The organism is Williamsia sp. Y712 (assembly GCF_059445525.1).
The window spans coordinates 60,868-83,601 of the sequence record NZ_JCAIUN010000004.1 but is presented as its reverse complement, the minus strand read 5'-3'; the positions used below and the strand labels follow the sequence as shown (position 1 = coordinate 83,601).

22 protein-coding genes are annotated in these 22,734 nt (G+C 64.9%); 15 read left to right on the top strand and 7 right to left on the bottom strand.

Annotation, left to right across the window (positions count from 1 at the left end; translation table 11 throughout):
* Positions 1-4 precede the first annotated feature (4 nt).
* Complete coding sequence (locus tag AC1D75_RS23580; RefSeq protein ID WP_495517770.1) at positions 5-712, bottom strand: TIGR03089 family protein; 708 nt, start codon at positions 710-712, stop codon at positions 5-7.
* Positions 709-2,490, bottom strand: a complete 1,782-nt coding sequence (locus tag AC1D75_RS23575) for an LCP family protein (protein ID WP_495517769.1) — start codon at positions 2,488-2,490, stop codon at positions 709-711. Before AC1D75_RS23575 ends, AC1D75_RS23580 begins: the two co-directional genes overlap by 4 nt.
* Positions 2,491-2,710: 220 nt before the next feature.
* Between AC1D75_RS23575 and rfbD the strand changes: the two genes are divergently transcribed.
* The 4 genes from rfbD to AC1D75_RS23555 are packed head-to-tail and all read left to right on the top strand — an operon-like array spanning position 2,711 to position 6,471.
* Positions 2,711-3,586, top strand: coding sequence for a dTDP-4-dehydrorhamnose reductase (gene rfbD, locus AC1D75_RS23570; protein WP_495518394.1), 876 nt, complete (start codon positions 2,711-2,713; stop codon positions 3,584-3,586).
* Positions 3,587-3,603: 17 nt separating this feature from the next.
* A complete protein-coding gene (locus AC1D75_RS23565) occupies positions 3,604-4,575 on the top strand; it encodes a glycosyltransferase family 2 protein (RefSeq protein ID WP_495517768.1) in 972 nt (323 codons plus the stop codon).
* On the top strand, positions 4,572-5,687 hold the full coding sequence (manB, locus tag AC1D75_RS23560; protein ID WP_495517767.1) for a mannose-1-phosphate guanylyltransferase: 1,116 nt from the start codon (positions 4,572-4,574) through the stop codon (positions 5,685-5,687). Before AC1D75_RS23565 ends, manB begins: the two co-directional genes overlap by 4 nt.
* Positions 5,680-6,471 carry an SGNH/GDSL hydrolase family protein gene (locus tag AC1D75_RS23555; protein WP_495517766.1) on the top strand — a complete coding sequence of 264 codons (792 nt, stop codon included), beginning with the start codon at positions 5,680-5,682 and terminating at the stop codon, positions 6,469-6,471. Before manB ends, AC1D75_RS23555 begins: the two co-directional genes overlap by 8 nt.
* 83 nt (positions 6,472-6,554) lie before the next feature.
* On the opposite strand, the gene AC1D75_RS23550 is transcribed toward AC1D75_RS23555, so the two are convergent.
* The gene (locus AC1D75_RS23550; RefSeq protein ID WP_495517765.1) at positions 6,555-7,241 is read right to left on the bottom strand and encodes an O-methyltransferase; all 687 of its coding nucleotides are present in this window, start codon (positions 7,239-7,241) and stop codon (positions 6,555-6,557) included.
* A gap of 302 nt (positions 7,242-7,543) precedes the next feature.
* On the opposite strand from AC1D75_RS23550, the gene sigE reads away from it, so the two are divergent.
* The 5 genes from sigE to AC1D75_RS23525 all read left to right on the top strand — a co-directional run bounded on the left by sigE (position 7,544) and on the right by AC1D75_RS23525 (position 11,946).
* Positions 7,544-8,152, top strand: a complete 609-nt coding sequence (gene sigE, locus AC1D75_RS23545) for an RNA polymerase sigma factor SigE (RefSeq protein WP_495518393.1) — start codon at positions 7,544-7,546, stop codon at positions 8,150-8,152.
* 174 nt (positions 8,153-8,326) lie between these two features.
* Positions 8,327-8,845, top strand: coding sequence for a hypothetical protein (locus tag AC1D75_RS23540; RefSeq protein ID WP_495517764.1), 519 nt, complete (start codon positions 8,327-8,329; stop codon positions 8,843-8,845).
* Positions 8,846-9,021: 176 nt separating this feature from the next.
* Positions 9,022-10,530 carry a S1C family serine protease gene (locus AC1D75_RS23535; RefSeq protein WP_495517763.1) on the top strand — a complete coding sequence of 503 codons (1,509 nt, stop codon included), beginning with the start codon at positions 9,022-9,024 and terminating at the stop codon, positions 10,528-10,530.
* Positions 10,531-10,628: 98 nt separating this feature from the next.
* A complete protein-coding gene (gene tatB / locus AC1D75_RS23530; RefSeq protein ID WP_495517762.1) occupies positions 10,629-11,102 on the top strand; it encodes a Sec-independent protein translocase protein TatB in 474 nt (157 codons plus the stop codon).
* An 85-nt stretch (positions 11,103-11,187) separates the two neighbouring features.
* On the top strand, positions 11,188-11,946 hold the full coding sequence (locus AC1D75_RS23525) for a TetR/AcrR family transcriptional regulator (RefSeq protein WP_495517761.1): 759 nt from the start codon (positions 11,188-11,190) through the stop codon (positions 11,944-11,946).
* A 20-nt stretch (positions 11,947-11,966) separates the two neighbouring features.
* Here the strand turns inward: AC1D75_RS23525 and AC1D75_RS23520 are convergent, their stop codons facing one another.
* From AC1D75_RS23520 to AC1D75_RS23505, 4 genes are all read right to left on the bottom strand, one after another.
* Complete coding sequence (locus AC1D75_RS23520; protein WP_495517760.1) at positions 11,967-13,127, bottom strand: Mrp/NBP35 family ATP-binding protein; 1,161 nt, start codon at positions 13,125-13,127, stop codon at positions 11,967-11,969.
* 78 nt (positions 13,128-13,205) lie between these two features.
* The gene (locus AC1D75_RS23515) at positions 13,206-14,195 is read right to left on the bottom strand and encodes a lytic transglycosylase domain-containing protein (RefSeq protein WP_495517759.1); all 990 of its coding nucleotides are present in this window, start codon (positions 14,193-14,195) and stop codon (positions 13,206-13,208) included.
* 176 nt (positions 14,196-14,371) lie between these two features.
* Positions 14,372-14,947 (bottom strand): DUF1003 domain-containing protein, encoded by a 576-nt coding sequence (locus tag AC1D75_RS23510; RefSeq protein ID WP_495517758.1) that lies wholly within the window; start codon positions 14,945-14,947, stop codon positions 14,372-14,374.
* A complete protein-coding gene (locus tag AC1D75_RS23505) occupies positions 14,947-16,254 on the bottom strand; it encodes a magnesium transporter MgtE N-terminal domain-containing protein (RefSeq protein WP_495517757.1) in 1,308 nt (435 codons plus the stop codon). The genes AC1D75_RS23510 and AC1D75_RS23505 overlap by 1 nt, the downstream gene beginning before the upstream one ends.
* A gap of 228 nt (positions 16,255-16,482) precedes the next feature.
* Here AC1D75_RS23505 and AC1D75_RS23500 point away from each other — a divergent pair, with 228 nt between their 5' ends.
* The 6 genes from AC1D75_RS23500 to AC1D75_RS23475 all read left to right on the top strand — a co-directional run bounded on the left by AC1D75_RS23500 (position 16,483) and on the right by AC1D75_RS23475 (position 22,728).
* The gene (locus AC1D75_RS23500; protein ID WP_495518392.1) at positions 16,483-17,436 is read left to right on the top strand and encodes an HpcH/HpaI aldolase/citrate lyase family protein; all 954 of its coding nucleotides are present in this window, start codon (positions 16,483-16,485) and stop codon (positions 17,434-17,436) included.
* A gap of 59 nt (positions 17,437-17,495) precedes the next feature.
* Positions 17,496-17,978, top strand: a complete 483-nt coding sequence (locus AC1D75_RS23495) for a YflT domain-containing protein (protein ID WP_495517756.1) — start codon at positions 17,496-17,498, stop codon at positions 17,976-17,978.
* Positions 17,979-18,266: 288 nt separating this feature from the next.
* The gene (locus tag AC1D75_RS23490) at positions 18,267-19,781 is read left to right on the top strand and encodes an extracellular solute-binding protein (RefSeq protein WP_495517755.1); all 1,515 of its coding nucleotides are present in this window, start codon (positions 18,267-18,269) and stop codon (positions 19,779-19,781) included.
* On the top strand, positions 19,769-20,716 hold the full coding sequence (locus AC1D75_RS23485) for a carbohydrate ABC transporter permease (RefSeq protein WP_495518391.1): 948 nt from the start codon (positions 19,769-19,771) through the stop codon (positions 20,714-20,716). Before AC1D75_RS23490 ends, AC1D75_RS23485 begins: the two co-directional genes overlap by 13 nt.
* 5 nt (positions 20,717-20,721) lie before the next feature.
* Entirely contained in the window at positions 20,722-21,552 is an 831-nt protein-coding gene (locus AC1D75_RS23480) for a carbohydrate ABC transporter permease (protein ID WP_495517754.1), read from the top strand.
* Between the two features lie 3 nt (positions 21,553-21,555).
* On the top strand, positions 21,556-22,728 hold the full coding sequence (locus tag AC1D75_RS23475; protein ID WP_495517753.1) for an ABC transporter ATP-binding protein: 1,173 nt from the start codon (positions 21,556-21,558) through the stop codon (positions 22,726-22,728).
* The last annotated feature ends 6 nt before the right edge of the window (positions 22,729-22,734 follow it).

The following is a 22,734-nucleotide window of genomic DNA, read 5'->3' as shown; positions in this document are numbered from 1 at the left end:
CATCTCAGGGCAGGGTCGCGGTGACTTTCTCCGTGGTGGCCCGCGCGGCCAGTTTGCTGTCATCTGGATGGGCCACCTGCACCAGTGAACCGCCGGCGATCAGGGGCGTCAGCAGGTTGCCGATCAGGCGTTCGGCGGTGTCCCAGGTACTCGTGGACATGACCCGTGAACCCGCCACGATCCCGGCCTCGTCGGCGGCAGCGGTGGCCGCGGAGACGATCTGTGTGACGGTTCGACCGTCGAGCGCCAGATCGGCGGACCCACTCGGACGAAATTGGTCCCCGTGCACCCGCACGGACGCCGCATAGTCGGTCAGACCGATCGGCAGATCCCGCATCGGCATACCGAACGGGTCGAGCGAGACCACCGCTATCTCGGGCGCCTGTTCCATCACGCCGAGTGTGTCCATCGAGCAGAAGGCCAGTGCGGCATCGTCGGTGTAACCCAGGCGCACATGCATTCCGGCCCACCACGCGCCGAGCAGGACCCCCGCGGTCTGCCAGTGTGCAGGCAGATCGACAGCCACGACATCGCCCGGCATCAACCCGAACTCGTCGCGAATCATGTTGGCGGTCTTGGCAGCCCAGTTGGCAGCGGTCAGACCTGATAGTTCGGTCCGCTCACCGGTGGCGTCGTTGTAGTACGTCAGGAGCGGTTGGGTGCCGTCTCTGGTCAGCGCCGGATCGAGCGCGGCGTCTGCAAGGGTGATCAATTGACACACTCCGGGCCGGTTCCACCGGCAGTGATTCGAGGGGCGGGTGGAGCGGGGGGTGCGGTGTCACCAGCAGAATCCTGGCTGTCCTGTGGACCGGAATCATTGATCGAACCCGGCCCGGTGTAGCTGTCGGTCAGTAGGACCCGAACCGTGTTCGGGGGCAGCGACGGATCCGCGATGATCGGCAGTCCGCCGAGGTCTTTGGCCACGGCCTTCGCGCCCGGATCGTCGGTGGCCGCGGCAAGCACCTGGCTGTCGACGGTGTCGTTGAGGTCGTTGTCTGTTTCGCCGGGGAGGTATCCCTTGCCCGCAACGATTCGCGACACATTCGTGGCCAGTCCGTCGACCGTGCCGGTGTTGATCACGTCGACGGTGTAGTCGGCGGCCACGAACGCGGTCTTGCCGGAGGCATCCTTTTCGCCGAGTAATCCTGCGGTGAAGGACTTGACGGCGGCCGGATCGACCTCGACCACGCTCTGCAGGCCGTCGTCGCTCCAGCCCTGTTCGGTCACCACGGGAATGGTCGCGAACTGGACCCGGCCACCGGACAGGTCCTTGAGCTGCTCGACGAACTTGATGACGTCCCAGTTCTCGTCGATCACGATGGACCGCGACACCGCGTTCTGTAGATCGGACAGCTTGCCGGGGCTCGACAGGGTGCCGGCCGAGAGGACTTTCTGTGCCAGTGAGGCCATGAAGACCTGCTGACGGACGATGCGGTCGAGATCACCCCGCGGCAGGTCGTGGCGCTGACGGACGAAGCTCAGCGCTTCGGATCCGTCCAGGGTCTGCGCTCCGGCCGGGAAATCGGCACCCGAGAACGGTTCGGAAACCGCCGCCTTCAGGCAGACGTCGACTCCACCGACCGCATTGGTGAGCAGGACGAACCCCAGGAGGCCGACTTCGGCGTAGTGGTCGACCTCGACACCGGTGAGCTCGGTGACGGTGTCGATGAGTGCGTCGCGTCCGGACTCCACGGACTTCTTGTCTGCATCGTCGAGGTCCATGCCGTCGTTGACCAGCTCGCGGCGGCGCTCCTCTTTGGCCGTGCCGTATGCGGAGTTGATCTTGTTCATCCCGACCCCGGGGACATCGACGTACGAGTCCCGTGGAATCGAGATCGCGGTGGCCGAGGATCCGTCGTTGGGGATGCGGATGAGCAGGATCGTGTCGGTGTTGGTGCCCACATCGTCTGCGGAGTGCAGCTGGGCCAGTTCCTTCTCCGAGAGCGGGTTGCCCTGCGCGTCGGTGCGTGAGTCGGTACCGACCATCAAGATGTCGACGGCGCCGTCCTTGCCGCTGCCCAGGCTCAGGCCGTCCAGCTTGGTGATGCTGTTCTCGAGGTCGGTCATCTGGTTCCAGGCGTAACCGGTCGCGACCATGACGGCGACCGAGACCACGGCCACCGCGATCCGGGTGATGGAACGAGTGGACTTCTTGTTGTCGGCGGCTTCACCTGTTGTCGAGGTGGCCGAGGCAAGGGGAACCGCCTTCTTCGGCCGACCTTCGGGTGCGGGCCGGTCGCTGCGGCGGGTTTTCGGTGGTGGATCGCCTGCTTGCGGTCGCGACGGGCGGCGAACGCGTTCGGCATCGTCCCGGCGACGCCGTGGCTGCCGCTGCTCGGCAGGTACCGCGGCGCGGGGATCGTCCGGCGATGCCCGGCGGCGTGCACCCGGCGGAGTGGGTTCGCCCGAGGAGGAGCGCGGTAGGCGACCCTCGCGGGGTGATCCGCTGCGACGCTCACCCGACGGTCGATCCGAAGAGGGACGGTCCACGGCGGGCGGCGCTCCTATCTCTGTGTGCTGGCTCTGGCAGGTACTGGCAAGGGTCTCCGGGCGCGATGTGCGGTGCACCGGGGACGGACTGGTGGCAATGCTACGTGCGATTCTCGCGGCGTCGCCGGAGCTGCTCCGGCGCGCCCGTGATGATGTTGTTCACGTTGGCGAATCGGGCCTCGATGCGCGGAGGCCGACCGAACCGGACATGATGGTCTGTATGCAAAGGCAATTGGGATCTGTGGTCGTGACCGGTGCCGGCGGTCAGTTGGGCAGTCGGCTACGTGTTCAAGGGGGCGAGGTAGTGCGGCCTCTGACCTCGGCCGATCTGGACATCACGGACCCGGTGGCAGTGGATTCGGTGCTCGGCGGACTCGGACCGGCCGACGTGATCATCAATTGCGCGGCCTACACCGCGGTGGACGCGGCGGAGACGGACCGGGACCGCGCCTACGCGATCAACGTCACCGGACCCGCCAACCTGGCAGCACTGACCGCATACACCGGCGCGCACCTGATCCACATCTCGACCGACTACGTCTTCACCGGTGTGGCCGATCGCCCGATGGAACCGGATGATCCGACCGGCCCGAAGTCGGTCTACGGCGAGACCAAGCTGGCAGGCGAGGTCGCGGTCCGCGCCGGTGACCCGTCGGCGACGGTGGTCCGTACGGCGTGGGTCTACACCGGTGCGCCCGGCTGCAATGACTTCGTCGCAACCATGCGCCGCCTCGAGGGCGAACGCGACACCGTGTCGGTGGTCACCGATCAGGTGGGATCGCCGACATACGCGGCCGATCTGGCCGATGGCCTGCTGCAACTCGCTGCCGACATCTGCGCAGGTGGTTCACCGGCGACCGGAACAATCCTGCACGCCACGAATGCCGGGAGTTGCAGCTGGTTCGACCTCGCGCAGGCCGTCTTCGCCGAGGTCGGTGCGGACCCGGCCCGGGTGCTGCCCACCACATCAGACGCCTTCCCCCGTCCGGCGCCGCGTCCGGCGTATTCGGTCTTGTCCGGTCAGTCGTGGCAGAAAGCCGGATTGACCCCGCTGCGGGACTGGCGTTCGGCGCTGGCCGCCGCGGTCAGCGCTTGATCGGCAGTGGGGGCGTGATGGGAGGGGACGTCGCGGTATCCGGCTACCCTGTGGCGGTGAGTGATGAGCAGGTTTCCGACCGTGTCGCTGTGGTGACCGTGACGTATTCGTCCGGTGACTACCTGGCCCGATTCATCGAGACGCTCGATGACGCGATGACCGGGACACCGGCGGTGATCATGGCGGACAACGGTTCTGACGATGGTGCCCCCGAGCTGGCTGCACAGAAATACGACCACGTCTCGTTGTTGCACACCGGTGGCAACATCGGTTACGGCGGCGCGGTGAATCGGGCGGTTGCCGAGGTGGATCCTGGCATCGAATACGTGATCGTGGCCAACCCGGACGTCGAGTGGGCGCCGGGTTCGATCGACCGGTTGCTGGCCGCAGCCGACCGCTGGCCACGGGCCGGTGCTCTGGGACCCCTGATCCGCGAACCCGACGGGACCATCTATCCGTCGGCGCGGCGGGTTCCGAACCTGGTCTCCGGAACCGGACACGCGATCCTGGGGACGGTATGGAAGTCCAACCCCTGGACCGCGGCGTACCGGCAGGATGCCGTCGATGTGTCCGAACGCGCCGTGGGGTGGCTGTCCGGGTCGTGCCTGCTGGTGCGACGCGATGCCTTCGACTCCATCGACGGTTTCGACTCCCGCTACTTCATGTACATGGAGGATGTCGACCTCGGGGACCGGCTCGGCCGGGCCGGCTGGCTCAACGTCTTTGTGCCCGACGCGGAGGTCTTGCACACGAAAGGCCATGCGGCTGGACGTGATCCAGGAAAAATGTTGCCTGCGCACCATCGCAGCGCATATCGGTTTCAGGCCGATCGGCACCCGCATTGGTGGCAGGCGCCCCTCCGGCTTGCCCTGCGTGCGGGACTCACCGCGCGGTCCGCAGTGGTGGTAGCAGCGGCCAAACGTGCTGCCCGCCGCGAAGATTCATCAAACAACTCAACGATCGACAGTTCGACGAAAGGCGCAAAGTGACCCTCGATGATGGTGTGACATCCCCGGCTTCCGACGCCCCGACAGATGATGTCCAGGCCGTTATCTTGGTCGGCGGCAAGGGAACTCGACTGCGTCCGTTGACGCTGTCGGCGCCAAAGCCGATGTTGCCGACGGCGGGTGTGCCTTTTCTGACCCACCTGCTGGCCCGGATCAAGGCCGCGGGGATCAAGCAGGTCGTCTTGGGAACCTCCTTCAAATCCGAGGTTTTCGAACAGCATTTCGGTGACGGGTCGAAGATGGGCCTGTCGATCACCTACGTGCACGAGTCCGAACCGATGGGTACCGGTGGCGGCATCCGCAATGTGCTCGGGCACCTGACCGCCAAGACGATCCTGGTGTTCAACGGTGACGTCCTCTGTGGCACCGATGTCCGCTCCATCATCGACACCCATCGGACCTCCGGTGCCGAGGTGACGCTGCATCTGGTGCGGGTCGGGGATCCACGGGCATTCGGTTGCGTGCCCACCGACGAGACCGGACGGGTCACGGCGTTCCTCGAGAAGACGCAGGATCCGCCAACCGATCAGATCAATGCCGGCTGTTACGTCTTCAACCGTTCGGTGATCGAAAAGATCCCCGCCGACCGTCCGGTCTCGGTGGAACGTGAGGTCTTTCCCGGACTGCTCGCTGACGGCGCGCACGTGCAGAGCTACGTCGACTCCGGCTACTGGCGCGACATGGGCACACCCGAGGATTTCGTCCGTGGCAGTGCCGACCTGGTGCGCGGTATCGCACCGTCACCGGCGCTGAGCGGACCTCGCGGTGAGTACCTGGTCCACGAGGGTGCCGGTGTGGCGCCGGGGGCGCTGCTCATCGGTGGCACGGTGGTCGGCCGTGGCGCGGAGATCGGTGCCGGCGCACGCCTGGACGGCGCCGTCATCTTCGATGGTGCCGTGATCGAGGCGGGCGCGGTGATCGAGCGGTCGATCATCGGTTTCGGTGTCCGGGTCGGACCACGTGCCCTGATCCGGGACGGCGTGATCGGGGACGGTGCCGACATCGGGGCCCGATGTGAACTGCTTCGTGGAGCGCGTGTCTGGCCAGGTGTGAAGCTCCCCGATGGTGGAATCAGGTTCTCGACAGATGTCTGACGTCGTCGCCTCACCATCATTCAAACGCTTTGTCGCCCTCGGTGATTCGTTTGTCGAGGGTGTAGGTGACGTCGAGCCCCGCTGCCCGAACGGGGTGCGGGGCTGGGCCGATCGGGTGGCCGAGGTGATGGCCCGCGCCGATCCCGACTTCCGGTACGCGAACCTGGCGATCCGCGGCCGGCTGATGTCGGCAATCGTGTCGGAGCAACTGGGCCCGGCCCTCGAGATGAAGCCGGATCTGGTGGCCATCAGTGCCGGTGCCAGCGACCTGTTGCGGCCGAACGCCGACATCGACACCCTCATGGAGGACTACGACGCCGCGATCGGCCGGTTGCAGGATTCCGGCGCCAAGGTGGTCACCTTCACCGTTCACGACACCGGCGGTAAACCGGTGTTCGGGGCCCTGCGCGGTCGATTTGCGGTCTACAACGAACTCCTGCGTGAAGTGGTCGAGCGGCGCAACCTCACGCTGGTCGACTTCTGGCGGATGCGGGTGTTCCGCGAACGCGGGATGTGGGAATTCGACCGGATGCACATGTCGACTGCCGGGCACGTGTACATGGCCATCGAGGTGCTCGATGCGCTCGGCATCGAACACGATCTGGTTCCGGTGGAACTCGGTCCGCCGCAACAGATCTCGCCGACGCAGCGTCGTCGGGACAGTCGGCAGTGGACGGTGGAGCATGCGATGCCGTGGGTGGGCCGCCGGCTACTGGGCGTGTCCACGGGCGACACGATCGCACCGAAGTACCCCGAACTCACCGCGATGACGCCCAGTACCTGACCAAACGCTCCACGTGTACGAGGACGCTCCGGAAATATGTGGAGCGTCCTCGCAAAGGTGGAGCGTTCAGGTGGGGGAATCGGTTAGTCGGCCGCGGGGACCTTTGCCGCTGCGAGCAGTCCGCGGCCCAGAGGGATCACCACCGGCAGCAGGGAGTCGTCGTCGGCGATGAGCATTGCGGCTTCGCGCGCCGCGACTGCAGCCTGATCGGACGTGGCCGGGTCGGCGACGGTTCCGTCGGCAGAGGCGTTGTGGACGACCAGAACACCGCCACCGCGCAGCAGTCGTAGGCCTTCGGCCACAAAACGTGGTTGGTCGGTGACGGCGCCGTCGATGAACACCAGGTCATAGCCGCCGTCGGCGAGTCGGGGGAGGACCTCTGCGGCCCGTCCGTTGATGAGGCGGGTGCGGCCGGGGCTGATACCGGCCGTGTTGAACGCCAGTTTGGCGGCGCGGTGGTACTCACCTTCGGAATCGATGGTGGTCAGCACGCCGTCGGTGCGCATGCCGTTGAGGAGCCACAGTCCGCTGATCCCGGCGCCGGTACCGACCTCGACCACGGCCTTTGCGTTGACCAATCGGGCCAACAGTGACAGTGCGGCACCCACAGCCGGGGTGATGGACGGGGCTCCGAGTTCGTCGGAACGCTCGCGCGCCAGCCGCAGGGCCTCGTCTTCGACGATCGCGGCCTCCGCGTAGCTGCTCAACACTGCTGGGTCGATGACAGGCGGCGGGGAATCGGTGTTGGCGGACTGGCTCTCATCGGACACAGATCTGAGGTTAGCGCTGCCCGCGGAAATGGCCGCCTAGGCGCGCTGAGCAGCGGTATCGGAAGTCTGCTGCGCAGCGCACGGACTCTCAGGGAACGCTCAGGCCGCTCATAGTGCGTACACACCCCGGTCGGACAGGGTCATAGGGGAACAACCGGCCCGGTGCCGGCGTTGCCTTCGGTAACAATTCTTGACGATCTAGTGCGTGTAGCAATTGACCGGAGCAGTCGACCGGTCCCGGGAGGAGAGTTGATCAGATCGTGACAGAGACCAACCGCAAAGACGGTAACGGGACTCTTACTGTGCTCGACACCAACGATTCTTCGACAGACCAACCGACTGGGACGGCGCGTTTCGATGCCACCGGCGACGCCACCCTGATGCCGGCCTGGGATGAGCTGGTCCGTGAACACGCCGACCGGGTCTATCGATTGGCCTACCGACTCTCCGGCAATCAGCATGACGCCGAGGATCTGACCCAGGAGACCTTCATCAGGGTCTTCCGGTCGCTCTCGAGCTACAAGGCAGGCACCTTCGAGGGCTGGTTGCACCGCATCACCACCAACCTGTTCCTGGACATGGTCCGGCGCCGGAACAAGATCCGGATGGAAGCACTTCCCGAGGACTACGACCGGGTACCGGGCAGCGATCCGGATCCCGAGCAGATCTACAACGACGCCAATCTCGATCCGGATCTGCAGAGCGCGCTCGATTCCCTGGCACCGGAGTTCCGCGCCGCAGTGGTCCTGTGTGACATCGAAGGTTTGTCGTACGAGGAGATCGCCGCGACGCTGGGGGTCAAGCTCGGCACGGTCCGCAGCCGCATCCACCGGGGTCGGCAGGCCATCCGCGGACATCTTGCGGCCAGTGGTCATCACTCGGGGCGATCGGTCATGACGCAAGACATCTGACCCGCGTACCGAACGGGAACCCGAGGGGATGTGACTTCGTTGTTGATGTTGGACGCCGGCGCGGCGAACATGCGCCGAAGTCCGTAGAGTCGAGGCGAATTGTCGAGACGCCCAAAAGGTTTGTCCTCTACCACGAGGATCCCGGTGGGCACGTAAGAGGAAGGAGTGAATGCGGTGAGTGAACGCACACCCGATGACTCCGGCCCCGCAGATTCGAACGGCGCCGAACCGACAGGCAGCGGAGATCGGCCCGCAGCAATGCGGAACCGGCGACGGGCGCTGGGATGGTTCCCGGCGTCGTCGATGGTCTCGGCAAACAAGAATTATCGAGCACCCGGCAGCGTCGGCGGACGCCGATTCCTGTCCACCGAGCATCTCGCTACCGAAGCTGTGGCCGCGTATGTGGACGGCGAGCTCCGGATGAATGCCTACATGCGTGCTTCACAGCACCTCGAGTTGTGCGTGCAATGCCGCGCCGAGGTCGATGCGCAGAGCTCAGCGCGCGCGGCACTGCGACGCTCCGGAGAGATCGTCATGCCCGCGGGACTGCTGGGCGCACTCAACCAGATCCCCACTCGTGAGATCGACCTGCGCGCGACCGCAGGCAATCCGGCGCAAGTCGACCCTGACGAATCCCTGCTCGATGCACCCGCCTCACCGGTACATCGGGACCAGCGTCGACGCAACCGCTGAGAAACCGTGTCCGCGGCAATGCCGCAATCGGTGTCCGCGGCAGCACCGCAATTGTTTTGTACCGGCAGCCGGGTAGCCTCGGTGAGGATTGATCGGCGGTGCCGGTTGATCTGCGACCGAATAGCCGCGAGCGAGGGGTTCGAGTTTTTCATGAGACCGGATGACCGGGCGGGCCGGTGACCGATACTGACAAGTACGGCCTCGGCGCCACACCTCCTTCCGAACCACGCGACGTCGGCGAGGCCCCTCGATTGGGCCCGCGGCCGAATGAGCGCCCACCCGTGCCGCCACAGACTGCCGCCGTCTTCGGGCGTCCGGACGGCGTAGACGGCGCATTTGCGCCCTCGGGGTCCGCTCCCACGCGAGCGCCGCAACCGGTCCTGTCGAATCCCGATCCTGTGTTGCGCGAGGCGTTTTCCCGTCCCGACGGTGCAGACAGCCTGCAGCGAGATCCGGATGAAGAATCCCGTGATGTCGAGCTGGCTCCTGCACCCGAGGATCCGTGGCGCGATCCCGATGCCGCCGCCAGCCTGAGCGCACCGGCCGTCGAGACCGAGGTGCCACCGGCACCGACGACACCAGGGCCGAAGCTCGGTGTCCGCGAAGTGCTCTTCGACCGGAAGGTCAGCTGGCAGGCCCTGGCTGTGCTGGCGGTCATCGCAGTGCTGGTCGGCGTGGTCGGAGGCCTGATCGGCCGGCTGACCGCAGAGGTCACCTCACCACTGCACTCGGACACCGTGAGTTTGTCCGGCAGCGACGACGACAACGAGGCCGAACCCCGCAGTCAGGTCGCCCGCGTGGCCGAGGCCGTCGAGAAGTCGGTGGTCATGGTCGACGTCCGACTGCCCAACGGGGGCGGTACCGGATCCGGTGTCGTCATCGACGACGAGGGTTACATCGTCACGAACAACCACGTGATCTCGATGGCGGCCAACGACAACAGCGCAAAACTCGAAGTGGTCTTCTCCGACGGCACCCGCGTACCGGCTCGGATCGTCGGCCGCGACATCCGCACCGACCTCGCGGTTCTGAAGGTCGACAACGTCGACAATCTCACCGTCGCGAAGTTGGGCGACTCGGACAAACTCCAGATCGGCGAAGAAGTGGTGGCGTTCGGAGCGCCCCTGGGCCTGGATCGCACGGTCACCAGCGGAATCGTCAGTGCGATCGATCGTGCCGTGCCACTGCGTCCGGACGAGACATCCGACACCGACGCGGTGATCGACGCCATCCAGACCGACGCGGCCATCAACCCCGGCAACTCGGGTGGTCCGCTGGTCGACGATCAGGGTCGTGTCATCGGCATCAACACCGCGGGCCTCGCGCCGAACGGCGGTTCGATCGGCCTCGGGTTCGCGATTCCGGTCAACGAGTTCCTGCCGGTCGCGCAGGCGCTGATCAATGACGGACGGGTGGTCCACGCGCAGATCGGTGTGAACGCGAGTTCGGTCCGTAACGACCAGGTGCTCGGTGCCCAGATCCGCAACGTCGTCGAGGGTTCACCCGCGGCGCAGGCGGGGATCCGTGAAGGCGATGTGATCACCAAGTTCGACGGCCGGATGACCGACGACGCCGACGAACTGACGGTGGCCGTTCGCACAGCCGACATCGGAAAGCCGGTGAAGTTCGAATACTGGCGTGAGGGCCGGACCTTCGAAGGAACCGTGACCCCGGCCTCTGACTGACCCTCGTTTGCGCCTCCGACGCGAGGGGTTGTCTGGGAGGTTCCTGTCAGATCGTCCGGTCGATTCGACAGCGGCTCACTTACCAGTAATCTGGAACAGTGTTCAGCAGCGTTGGGTGGGGCGAAATCCTGATCTTGATGATCGCGGGTCTGGTGATCCTCGGTCCCGAGCGGTTGCCCGATGCGCTGAAGTGGACTCTGAAGTCGGTGCGGCAGGCCCGCGACTACGCCACCGGTGCCACGAGCCAGCTCAAAGAAGACCTCGGCGCCGATTTCGAAGATCTGCGCAAGCCGCTGGCCGAGCTCAACGAGCTGCGGGGGATGAGTCCCCGCAAGGTCATCACCAAGCATCTCCTGGACGGCGACGACTCGTTCTTCACCGGCAACTTCGACGCGCAAACCAAGGTCAAGCCGGTGTCCCAACCGTTGCCGACCACCGACGAGAACTCCAAGGTCCTTTCGCCCGGTGCGGTCGACAAGCCGGCGCCGCCGTCGCTGTCCAAGTCCGTCACCGCGGCTCCCGCTCCCGCCACCGACGCCACTGGTGTGAATCGCTGGGACGACGCTACCTAGAGCCCGACTTTCGCTTTGGCACCGTGCGGTTTCTGGGCCAACACGACTGAGTTTCGCCGTACACCCCACGGGATAGTGTGGCCAGATGGATGATGCGCAGAGCCCACCGCAGGTGGACCGGACTCTGGAGCTGCTCTGGCGCCAGCAGGCCGGGCGACCACAGGGCTCCCGCGGACCGAGGCAACGGGTCAGTGTCGACGAGGTGATCGTGGCAGCGATCGCGTTGGCCGATGAGGAGGGGCTGGCTGCATTGTCGATGCGGAAGGTGGCCCAGCGGCTCGGACTCGGTGCGATGTCGATCTACACCTATGTGCCGGGCAAGAACGAACTCGTGGGATTGATGGTCGACGAAGTCGTAGGCGAGGTCGATTACCCGGAGCACACCGGTGACCTACGGGATCGGTTGATTGCGGTCGCCCGGCGATCGTGGGATGAATACCACCGGCACCCATGGCTTTTGCACGCTCAGAAGGCCAGGCCGTGGATCGGGCCCAACGGGTCAGCGCGCTTCGAGTGGCAGCTCCAGGCGATCGAGGGTGTCGGTCTCGACGACTTGGAGATGGACAACACGATCGCGGTGGTGACCGGGTTTGCCGAGAGTTCGGCCCGCGCGTCCATCGAAGCGGCCGGTGCGCGCACCGAATCGGGTATGACCGACCTTCAGTGGTGGGAGATCAACGCGCCCGTCCTCGAGCGACTGATGGCGGGCAGCGACTACCCGATATCGAGGCGGGTGGGGCAGGCCGCAGGCGAAGCGTACGAATCAATAGGTGATGCGGACCGGTCGTTCGACTTCGGCCTGGCGCGGATCATCGACGGAATCGAATTGCTGCTCCGCCGATGACCCGTGCCACGGAGTCCTGATCAGAGCAGCGGTTTGGCTGCGCTGCGGGCCGTGTCGATACCGAGGTTCATACCGGCCAGACCGCGTTTGCGGACGGCCAGTTTGTCGGCCACCGCTCGAAGGGCGGCGCCGGCAGCGGAATCCGGGGCCGAGAGGACCAGTGGCATACCGTCGTCGCCGCCTTCGCGGAGTGCGGGATCGAGCGGAATCTGGCCAAGCAAGGGCACTTCGGCGCCGACCGCGACAGTGAGTCGCTCGGCGACCTTGGCGCCGCCACCGGAACCGAACGGCTCCATCCGGGTTCCGTCGGGAAGCTCCATCCACGACATGTTCTCCACCACACCCAAGATCTTCTGGCGGGTCTGAAGTGCGATGGCACCGGCGCGCTCGGCAACTTCGGCAGCTGCCTGTTGCGGTGTGGTGACCACCAGGATCTCGGCGCCCGGGATCAGCTGTGCCACCGAGATCGCCACGTCGCCGGTGCCAGGCGGAAGGTCGAGCAGCAGGATGTCGAGGTCACCCCAGAACACGTCGGCCAGGAACTGCTGCAATGCCCGGTGCAGCATCGGCCCGCGCCAGACGACGGGGGTGTTGCCGCTGGTGAACTGGGCAATCGAGATGAACTTCACGTTGTGGCTGATCGGCGGCATGATCATCTTCTCGACCTGCGTCGGCTTGGCGTCGTTGCCCAGCATGCGGGGCACCGAGTGGCCGTAGATGTCGGCGTCGAGCACTCCGACTTTCAATCCACGTTCGGCCAGTGCCGCAGCGAGATTGACGGTGATGCTGGATTTGCCGACGCCGCCCTTACCGGACGCCACTGCGTACACGCGCGTCAGCGAACCGGGCTGGGCGAACGGGATGATCGGCTCGGCGCGGTCACCACGCAGGTTCTTGCGCAGTTCGGTGCGCTGTTCGTCGTTCATCACGTCGAGTTCGACGGACACCGTTCCCACACCGGGGACGTCGGCGGCGGCGGTGCTCACACGCTGCGTGATCTCGGTGCGTAACGGACAGGCGGACGTGGTCAGGTAGATCTCGATGGCCACGTTTGCGTCGTCGGCGATCGAAATCGACTTCACCATGCCGAGGTCGGTGATGGGTTTACCGATCTCGGGATCGTTCACTTTGGCCAGAGCTGCGCGAATGGCTGACTCGGTCGGCAATGTTGCTTGTGTCATCAGGCGATCAGTTTACGCGCGCACCGAAACTCGCCGGATTCGGCCGGGTCGAGAAGGCCCTGGCGGGCCCGGATCTGTTCACCGCGGTGGCAGTGTCGGCAGTAGTGACTGCACTTCCGGTGGGAGGCAGACGATCACGCAGGGCCCCGGTGTGGGTGATGGCGACGAGCTCGACGAAGAACTCTCACCCGGGCTGCTCGATGGACTGGTGCTGCTGGAGGACGAGGAAGACGAGGAGGACGACGACGAACTCGGGCTCGACGGTCGCGGATCCGGGAGTGGGCCGGTTTCGGTGGGTGCGGCGTTGGTGGCGTAACCGGTGGCCCAGGACAGGACGTTGGCCACGTACTCCATCGAATTGTTGTACCGCAGAACCGCGCCGACCCGGACCTTCTCCGACATGATGTCGGTGACCCCGGAACAGAGATACCGGCCTGCGGAGTAGGTGGCGTCGAAGATGTTGTTCGGATTCACGATGCCGTCGCCGTTGGCATCGGAGCCCCACGCGGCCCAGGTCGACGGGATGAACTGCATCGGACCCATCGCCCGGTCGTGTTTGATGTCGCCGTCCAGGCGCCCGCCGTCGGTGTCGGTGATCACGGCATTGCCTGCCACCGTGCCGTTGAGCACGGGCCCGGCGATCGTGGTGAGCGTGGTGCCGGAACTATCGACGTTGCCGCCCCCGGCATGCCCGGATTCGATCCGGCCGATCGCTGCGAGCAGGAACCACGGCAGTTTGCACTGCGGGGTCTCGGCGCCGACGCGTTGTTCGGCGAGTTTGTAGGCGTGCAGGACGATCCCCGGGATCCCGAGCGGTCCGGCCGGGAGCAATGTCGCGGGCACGCGCTGGGACACGGTCGCGGCGGGTACCGAGGGGACCTCGCGCGGCGGCGGCGGCGGCGTGAAGGCGAGCTCGGGACGAGCCGTCGCGGGCAGGATCTCGGGTGCTGCGACGACGACGTCGTCCACCTCGGTGTTGGCGGTCAGCTCCGGCGCCGGACCGATTTGTGCACTCGAGGTGACCGCAGCCAGTACCCCGACACCGATGACCGCACAACCGGTCAGCATCTGAACTCGACACCACCGCACGCGAGCGCTCCTGGTTCATCTCCCCGACGCCCGGAATGGCCCGGGCGAATGTGACCCACGATACATTTTTGTTACCAGCGTGCATGGAGAAATGGATTAGTCACAGATAAGCAACGATTGGCGATCCTGCGACGGGTGTGCCCGCGTCGGGGGCGTCAATCGGAATGCGAGGCACCTGGTTTCGTGGACTCCTCGGCCTTGGCGTGGTCGCCGAGAATCCGCTCGGACAATTCGGTCAGCAGATCGTCCAGCTCGCGGCGCAGATAGTCGCGGGTGACGGTGTCGCCGACCGCGAGCCGGACCGCGGCCAGCTCCCGTGCCAGGAATTCGGTGTCGGCCTTGGTCTGCTCGGCGCGCACCCGGTCTTCCTCGAGCGAGACCTTGTCCCGGTTCTCCTGGCGGTTCTGGGCCAACAGGATCAGCGGTGCGGCATAGGCGGCCTGGGTGGAGAACGCCAGGTTGAGCAGGATGAACGGGTACGGATCCCACTGCAGCGTGACGACCGCGAGATTCAGGAAGATCCAGACGATGACGAGAATCGTCTGGATGGCCAGATAGCGCCCGGTGCCAAGAAAACGCGCGACGCGTTCGCTGTAGACGCCGACCACGTCCGAATCGAGATTGAGACTCCACCGGCGCCGTTCGCCGGGAGTGTCCAGGCGTCGTGCCGAACGCGCACTCTGTTTTTCTGCACGGTCTTTCACGCGCGACTCGGACCCATTTGAACTCATCACCGCATCCTTTCGGTGGTGGCGTCGTCGTCGAGCTCGTCATCGGCCTCGGTCTCGCGCCAGTCCTCGGGCAATAGATGATCGAGGAGATCGTCCACCGTCACCGCCCCGATGAGGTGTCCGTCGCTGTCGAGAACCGGTCCGCAGACGAGGTTGTAGGTGGCGAAATAGCGGGTCACCCTCTCCAGGGAATCCTCGGATCCGAGGCAGGGGAGCCGGTCGTCGAGGATGCCGCCGACGAGATTTGCCGGCGGTTCCCGCAACAGGGCCTGGATGTGGACACAGCCGAGGTATTTGCCGGTCGGTGTGGAGGTCGGTGGCCGCACCACAAATGTGAGGGACGCCGAAGCGGGTGTGAGATCGGGGTCGCGGGCCCGGGCCAGGGCCTCGGCGATTGTCGTCGAGGCGGTGACCACCAGTGGTTCGGTGGTCATCATGCCGCCTGCGGTGTCGGGCGAGTGCCGCATGAGTCGGCGCACCGGCTCGGACTCCTGGGGATCCATCAACTGCAGCAACGCCTCGGCCTCGATGTCGGGGAGTTCACCGAGCAGATCGGCCGCGTCGTCGGGGTCCATGGCCTCGAGGACGTCGGCGGCGCGTTCGACCTTCATGTGGCTGAGCAATTCGGTCTGGTCGTCCGAGGGGAGTTCCTGGACGACGTCGGCCAGTCGCTCGTCGTCCAGGGCCGAAGCGATCTCCAGTCGACGTTTGGCGGGCAGTTCGCGCAGCGCGTGGGCAACATCGGCGGCCCGCATGCCCTCGAACTGCGACAGGATCTGGGCCACGCCCTGCCCGGGCAACGCCAGTGCGCTCTGTGTCAGGCCGAGCACGTGGTTCCACTCGACCACATGCGTCTCACCGCGTCGGCCGAGTCGGGTGCGGGCGCCACGGACGGCCACCCGGGAGATCACCCAGTCCCGGGTGCGTCGTCGCTCGATCGCCAGGTCGACGACCGTCAGGTCTTCGCCGTGCAGGTGCTCGAGATCCGGATCATCAACGCGCACACGCGATTCGACGATCTGACCGAGGACGAGCGCTTCGCCCGGACGGATGATGAGCCGGCGCAGGCTCACGGTTCCGGTGTTGAGTGTCACGGAGTTGGGTTCGATGGCGGTGACCCGCGGCATCGGTACGAAAATGCGACGCCGGGTGGTCAACTCGACTGCCAGACCCAGAACGCGGGGTTGCCCGGTACCGAACCTGATCGAGACCACCACGTCGCGGACCCGACCGATGGATTCGCCATCTGGTCCGATCACCGCCAGACCGGCCAGCCTGGCCACGAATGCCTTGCTCACCGCTGCCATGGCTGTAAGGGTAGTTGGGCACCTTCGCCCTGCTTGGCAGCGCCATCGGTACGGCCACGTCCATCGCGAATATCAGGGCCGGGCAGAATCAGACATGGTCAGAATCAAATACGGGCAGAATCGGATTTGTTCGCATCGAGCAGCCGGTTCGAACACCCGGGTGTGATCCTGCCGAGTACTTGTCGCAAGTAGATGACCGAACGCCACACCATCGTCACGAGGAGTCACATGCACGCCGCCGCTCGCCGGTCCATTCTCGCCGTACCCGCCAGCAGTTCGCGGATGCTGGAGAAAGCCCGCGGCCTGCCTGCCGACGAGATATTCCTCGACCTCGAGGATGCAGTGGCCCCCGGAGCGAAGGCGGCCGGTCGGGCCGCGGTCGTCACCGCGCTCGCGGCTGTTGATTGGGCCGGGCAGGCCCGGGTCGTCCGGGTCAACGACTGGACCACGCCGTGGACCCTCGATGACGTGGTGACCGTGGTGCGGGGTGCCGGTGCACATCTGGATTCGATATTGCTTCCCAAGGTGACGTCGGCCGCGCAGGTGACCGCACTGGACATGGTGCTGCGCCAGCTCGAGATCAATTCGGGGCTGCCGGTCGGCCAGATCGGCGTGCAGGCGCAGATCGAGAATGCGCAGGGTTTGGCTGCCATCAACGAAATCGCCTCGGCGAGTGACCGATTGCGTTCATTGGTGCTCGGTCCCGCCGACATGATGGCCAGCTTGGGTATGCGCGGTATGGCGGTCGGAGAGCAACCGCAGGGCTACGTCCATGGCGACGCGCACCATCACGTGTTGATGACCATCCTGGTCGCCGCCCGTGCACACGGTCTGACGGCCATCGACGGTCCCTACCTGAAAATTGATGATGCGCAGGGGTTCCGGGCGGTCGCCGAGGCGTCCGCGGCGCTCGGCTACGACGGCAAGTGGGTGGTTCATCCGAGTCAGATCGACATCGCCAACGAGGTCTTCACGCCACGCCAATCCGACTACGACACCGCTGAGAACCTCCTCGACGCGTACGCGCATGCCACGTCGGCCGAAGGCGGCGAGCGCGGTGCGGTCCGTTTCGAAGGTGAGATGATAGACGAGGCGAGCCGGAAGATGGCCGAGGTGATCGCCGCCAAGGGGCGGGCCGCGGGCATGACCCGGACACCGGCCGACGCGTCCACGAAGGACTGAAGCAGTACTCGGCCCGACGAGCGCGAGACCCGAGCAGCTAACCCGAGGACACGGTGACGATGAGTAATCCGATGCGACCAAACCCACGACCAGGCCTGCCCACACCGCCCAAGGGGTGGCCGATCGGTTCGTACACGACCTACGCGGAAGCACAACGCGCAGTCGACTTCCTGGCCGACGAGAACTTCGAGGTGCAGGACGTCACCATCGTCGGTGTGGACCTCATGCAGGTCGAACGGGTGCTGGGGCGACTGACCTGGGGCAAGGTGATCGGCGGTGGGATCGTCTCCGGCGCCTGGCTGGGTCTGTTCTTCGGTCTGCTGGTGGGGATCGTTGTCGAAGACCCGTTGATGCCGTTGATAATTGGCCTCGTCGGCGGCGTCATCTTCGGCGTGGTGTCGACATCGATCCCGTACGCGGCCACCAGGGGACAACGGGATTTCGCGTCCACGATGCAGTTGGTCGCGGGTCGCTATGACGTGTTGTGCGATCCGAAGAGCGCCGAACGGGCCCGCGACATGTTGACCCGCCTGCAGCCCTGACCCCGATACGGCAGGCAGCCCGACACCTCCACCGGCGCGCCGCGACACCTCCACCGGCGCGCCGCGACACTTCCACCGGCGCGCCGCGACACGCCTGCGGCCCCACCGTGATACGCCGAAGGCGCTGCGACACGCCCGGAATGGCGTTGCCTTGCCCTCTGTGATGACTTCTTAGTACAACTATGTCCATAGTGCTGCGCGTCACTATTTGACGCCTATAACGTAAGTGCTGGGCATTCAGGTGTGCTTGGAAGACCGCGCGCACCTCCGACGCATCGAGGAGGCTGCGTGAAGCGCACAGGCGATCGCCCCGTGGACGGGGAATTGTCCACAGGTTTTGACGGAGCGGCGTCCCAGGATTCGGGGCCGAAGAAATACGGCGGACTCAAGAAATTCGGATTGTCGTGCGCTGCAATCGCTGTGGCGCTGCCGGTGATCAGTGCCTGCGGTTCCGGTTACACGGCGGGAACGATCAACATATACGCACCGGCGGATGGTGCCTCATTCATCGAAGAGGCCGCCGCGACCTGCACCGCGAATTCCAATGGCGAATACAAGATAAAGACGTTCGCCCTTCCGAAAGCCGCCGACGACCAGCGGTTGCAGTTGGCGCGCAGGCTCGCAGGCAACGACAAGGGCCTCGACCTCATGGGCATGGATGTGGTGTGGACCGCTGAGTTCGCCGATGCGGGCTGGATCGAACCGGTCCCGGATGACCTGGCAGCCAAGATCACCGAGACCACGCTCGGTGGGCCGGTCGAGACCGCGCTGTGGAAGACCGACGACGACAACGAGAAGCGTCTCTACGCGATTCCCACCTGGACCAACACCCAGCTGCTCTGGTACCGGAAAGACGTTCTCCAGCAATACCTGAACCGGACCACCCCACCCACCACGTGGGACCAGATGCTGGTCGAGAACGAAGAGATCCGCAAGGCAGGCGGGCCGAGCTACATCATGGTGCAGGGCAAGCAATACGAGGGCCTGATGGTGTGGTTCAACTCGGTTCTCGTCAGTGCAGGCGGACAGGTACTCGACCCGGAGAACCCGGACAAGCAGACCCTCAACGACACCCCTGAGCACCGGGCCGCGACGCTGAAGGCGCTGCAGACGCTGAAAGCAGTTGCCACCGCGCCGGGCCGAGATCCCTCGATCACCAACAGTGATGAGTCGTCGGCGCGGCTCGGGATGGAAAGCGGCCTGGCCACCTTCGAGGTCAACTGGCCGTTCGTGTTCCCGTCGATGCGGTCGAACTCCGCGGCCGGTGACGTCGCGTTCCTCAAGGAGGTGCAGCAGCAGTTCGGTCCGATGTTCTCCGACCCGGACAACCCGCCTGCCGATGCGGACCTGGCGCCTGCCAACGATCTGGTGCAGACCAAGTTCGACTTCACCAGGTACCCCGGGGTGGAAGCCGACAAGCCGTCGCGGGTGACACTCGGTGGTGTCAACATCGCGGTCGCCGATACCTCGCAACAAAAGGAGTTGGCGTTCAAGGCCGCTGAATGCCTGACCGACGAACAGTCACAGAAGCTGTACTCGATCAGCGGTGGCACGCCTCCCACGATCGAGTCCATCTACAGCGACCCCGACTTCCAGGCCGCCTACCCGATGGGCGACGCGATCAAGGCGCAACTGGAGACCGGTTCTGCCGCGCTGCGGCCGGCCTCGCCTGACTACCAGGCGATTTCGACGCTGATCACCGCGAAGCTCAGTCCGGTCGGCTCCTGGGATCCGGAACCGATGGTCGACATACTCGCCGAGCAGGTCGACAAGGCCATCAAAGGGGAGGGATTGATCCCATGACCGCAACGCTGGACAGAGAATCCGCACCGAGCAAGAAAAAGAAGAAGCCCGCACTGAGTGAGGGCAAGCGGGCCGAGCGGCGGCTGGGCCTCTGGCTGATCACCCCGGCGGTGATCATGATGATCCTCGTCACCGGCTATCCGATCGTGTACGCCTTCTGGCTCAGTCTGCAGAAGGCGAGCCTGTCGGCGCCCGGTCAGGACGAGTTCATCTGGTTCTCCAACTACGGCACGGTTCTGACCGACAGCTACTGGTGGACGGCACTGAGCATCACGCTGTTCATCACCGTGGTGTCGGTCGTCATCGAGTTGGTTCTCGGCATGGCGATCGCACTTGTCATGCACCGCACCCTTTTTGCCAGGGGCGCGATCCGCACGGTGGTCTTGATCCCGTACGGCATCGTGACCGTGGTCGCGGCGTTCTCCTGGTACTACGCCTGGACGCCGGGCACGGGCTACCTGGCCAACCTTCTCCCGGAGGATAGTGCCCCGCTCACCGAGCAGTGGCCCTCGCTGGCGATCATCATCCTCGCCGAGGTCTGGAAGACAACACCTTTCATGGCGTTGCTGCTCCTGGCCGGACTGGCGCTGGTTCCGGACGACCTGCTCAAGGCAGCACAGATGGACGGTGCCGGTGCCTGGACTCGGTTGTGGCGGATCATTCTTCCGCTGATGAAGCCCGCGATCCTGGTGGCACTGCTGTTCCGTACGCTCGATGCCTTCCGCGTGTTCGACAACATCTACATCCTGACCAGAGGCAGCAACAACACCTATTCGGTCTCGATGTTGGGCTACGACAACCTATTCAAGGCCTTCAACCTGGGAGTCGGCTCCGCGATCAGTGTGTTGATCTTCCTGTGCGTGGCGATCATCGCCTTCATCTTCATCAAGTTGTTCGGGGCCTCGGCGCCCGGCTCTGACAACGAGGGGCGGTAGCACCGATGAACAATGTGATGGGACGCCGTATCGGATGGTCGGTTGTCAACCTGCTCGTGCTGGTCTACGCGTTGATTCCGGTCCTGTGGATCATGAGTCTGTCGTTCAAACCACCGGGTTCGGTGAAGGATGGCAACTTCATCCCGACCGAATGGACGTGGGACAACTACACCAGCATCTTCGAGACCAGTGCGTTCACCTCGGCGCTGCGCAACTCGATCGGAATCGGGTTGATCACCACGGTGATCGCCGTGGCACTGGGCACGATGGCCGCCTATGCCATTGCGCGTCTGGACTTCCCGGGCAAGAAGGCGTTGGTGGGTGCGGCACTGCTGATCGCGATGTTCCCGCAGATCTCGCTGGTGACACCGTTGTTCAACATCGAACGCCGCCTCGGACTGTTCGACACCTGGGCCGGTTTGATCCTGCCGTACATCACCTTTGCGTTGCCACTGGCGATCTACACGTTGTCGGCGTTCTTCCGGGAAATTCCCTGGGAGCTGGAGAAGGCCGCGAAGATGGACGGCGCCACTCCGGCACAGGCATTTCGTAAGGTCATCGCACCTCTGGCCGCGCCGGGCATCGTCACCGCGGCGATCCTGGTCTTCATCTTCGCCTGGAACGATCTGTTGCTGGCGATCTCGTTGACATCGACAGAGAGATCGATCACGGCTCCGGTGGCGATCGCGAACTTCACCGGCAGCAGCCAATTCGAAGAACCCACGGGATCGATCGCGGCGGCGGCCGTGGTCATCACGATCCCGATCATCATCTTTGTCCTTCTGTTCCAACGTCGAATCGTTGCCGGTCTGACCTCCGGCGCTGTGAAGGGATAACCAATGGCCGATATCGTGCTGGACCAGGTGACCAAGAAGTACCCGGACGGTTCGCTGGCCGTCAACGATGTGAACATCAACATCGCCGACGGCGAGTTCATCATCCTGGTCGGCCCTTCCGGCTGCGGAAAGTCGACAACGCTCAACATGATCGCCGGCCTCGAGGACATCTCTTCGGGGGAATTGCGCATCGCAGGCGAGCGGGTCAACGAGAAGGCGCCCAAGGACCGCGACATCGCCATGGTGTTCCAGTCCTACGCGCTCTATCCGCACATGACGGTGCGTCAGAACATCGCCTTCCCCTTGACCCTGGCAAAGCTGTCCAAGGCCGAGGTGACGGAGAAGGTCGACGAAGCTGCGCGCATCCTCGACCTCGGCCAGTACATGGACCGCAAGCCGTCGAACCTGTCCGGTGGTCAACGCCAGCGCGTGGCGATGGGCCGGGCTATTGTCCGTTCTCCCAAGGCCTTCCTGATGGACGAGCCGTTGTCGAACCTCGACGCGAAGCTGCGCGTGCAGATGCGGACCGAGATCGCGGTTCTCCAGCAGCGTCTGGGCACCACGACGGTGTACGTGACCCACGACCAGACCGAGGCCATGACTCTCGGCGACCGGGTCGTGGTGCTGCGTGCGGGTAATGTCCAGCAGATCGGGACACCTGCCGAGCTCTACAATTTGCCGGCGAATCTGTTCGTGGCCGGATTCATCGGGTCGCCGTCGATGAACTTCCTGCCGGGACGATTGACCCAGACCGGCGTCGAGACCGCCATCGGTGAGGTCGTACCCGTCGACGTGGGCAAGGTCCTCGACAACGCCAAACACGTCAAGAGCAACGGTGAGGTACTCATCGGTATCCGGCCCGAACATTTCGAGGACGCGAATCTGGTTGATGCGATTGCGAAGTCGCGAGGTGCGACATTCGACGCGAAGATCTCGGTGCTCGAGTCGATGGGTTCGGACAACTACGCGTACTTCAACATCGAGGGCGGACAGGCATCATCTGCCGCGCTGGCCGAGATCGCGGCCGATGCCGGTCAGGAGATGGGCAGCGGTCAGTTGATCGCGCGGCTTTCACCCGAGTCGCCGATCGCCAAGGGGCAGCAGGCCGAACTGTTCTACGACACCTCGAAGGTCCTCGTGTTCGACCAGCACAGCGGCGCGAACCTCAGCCTGTAGGCAGGC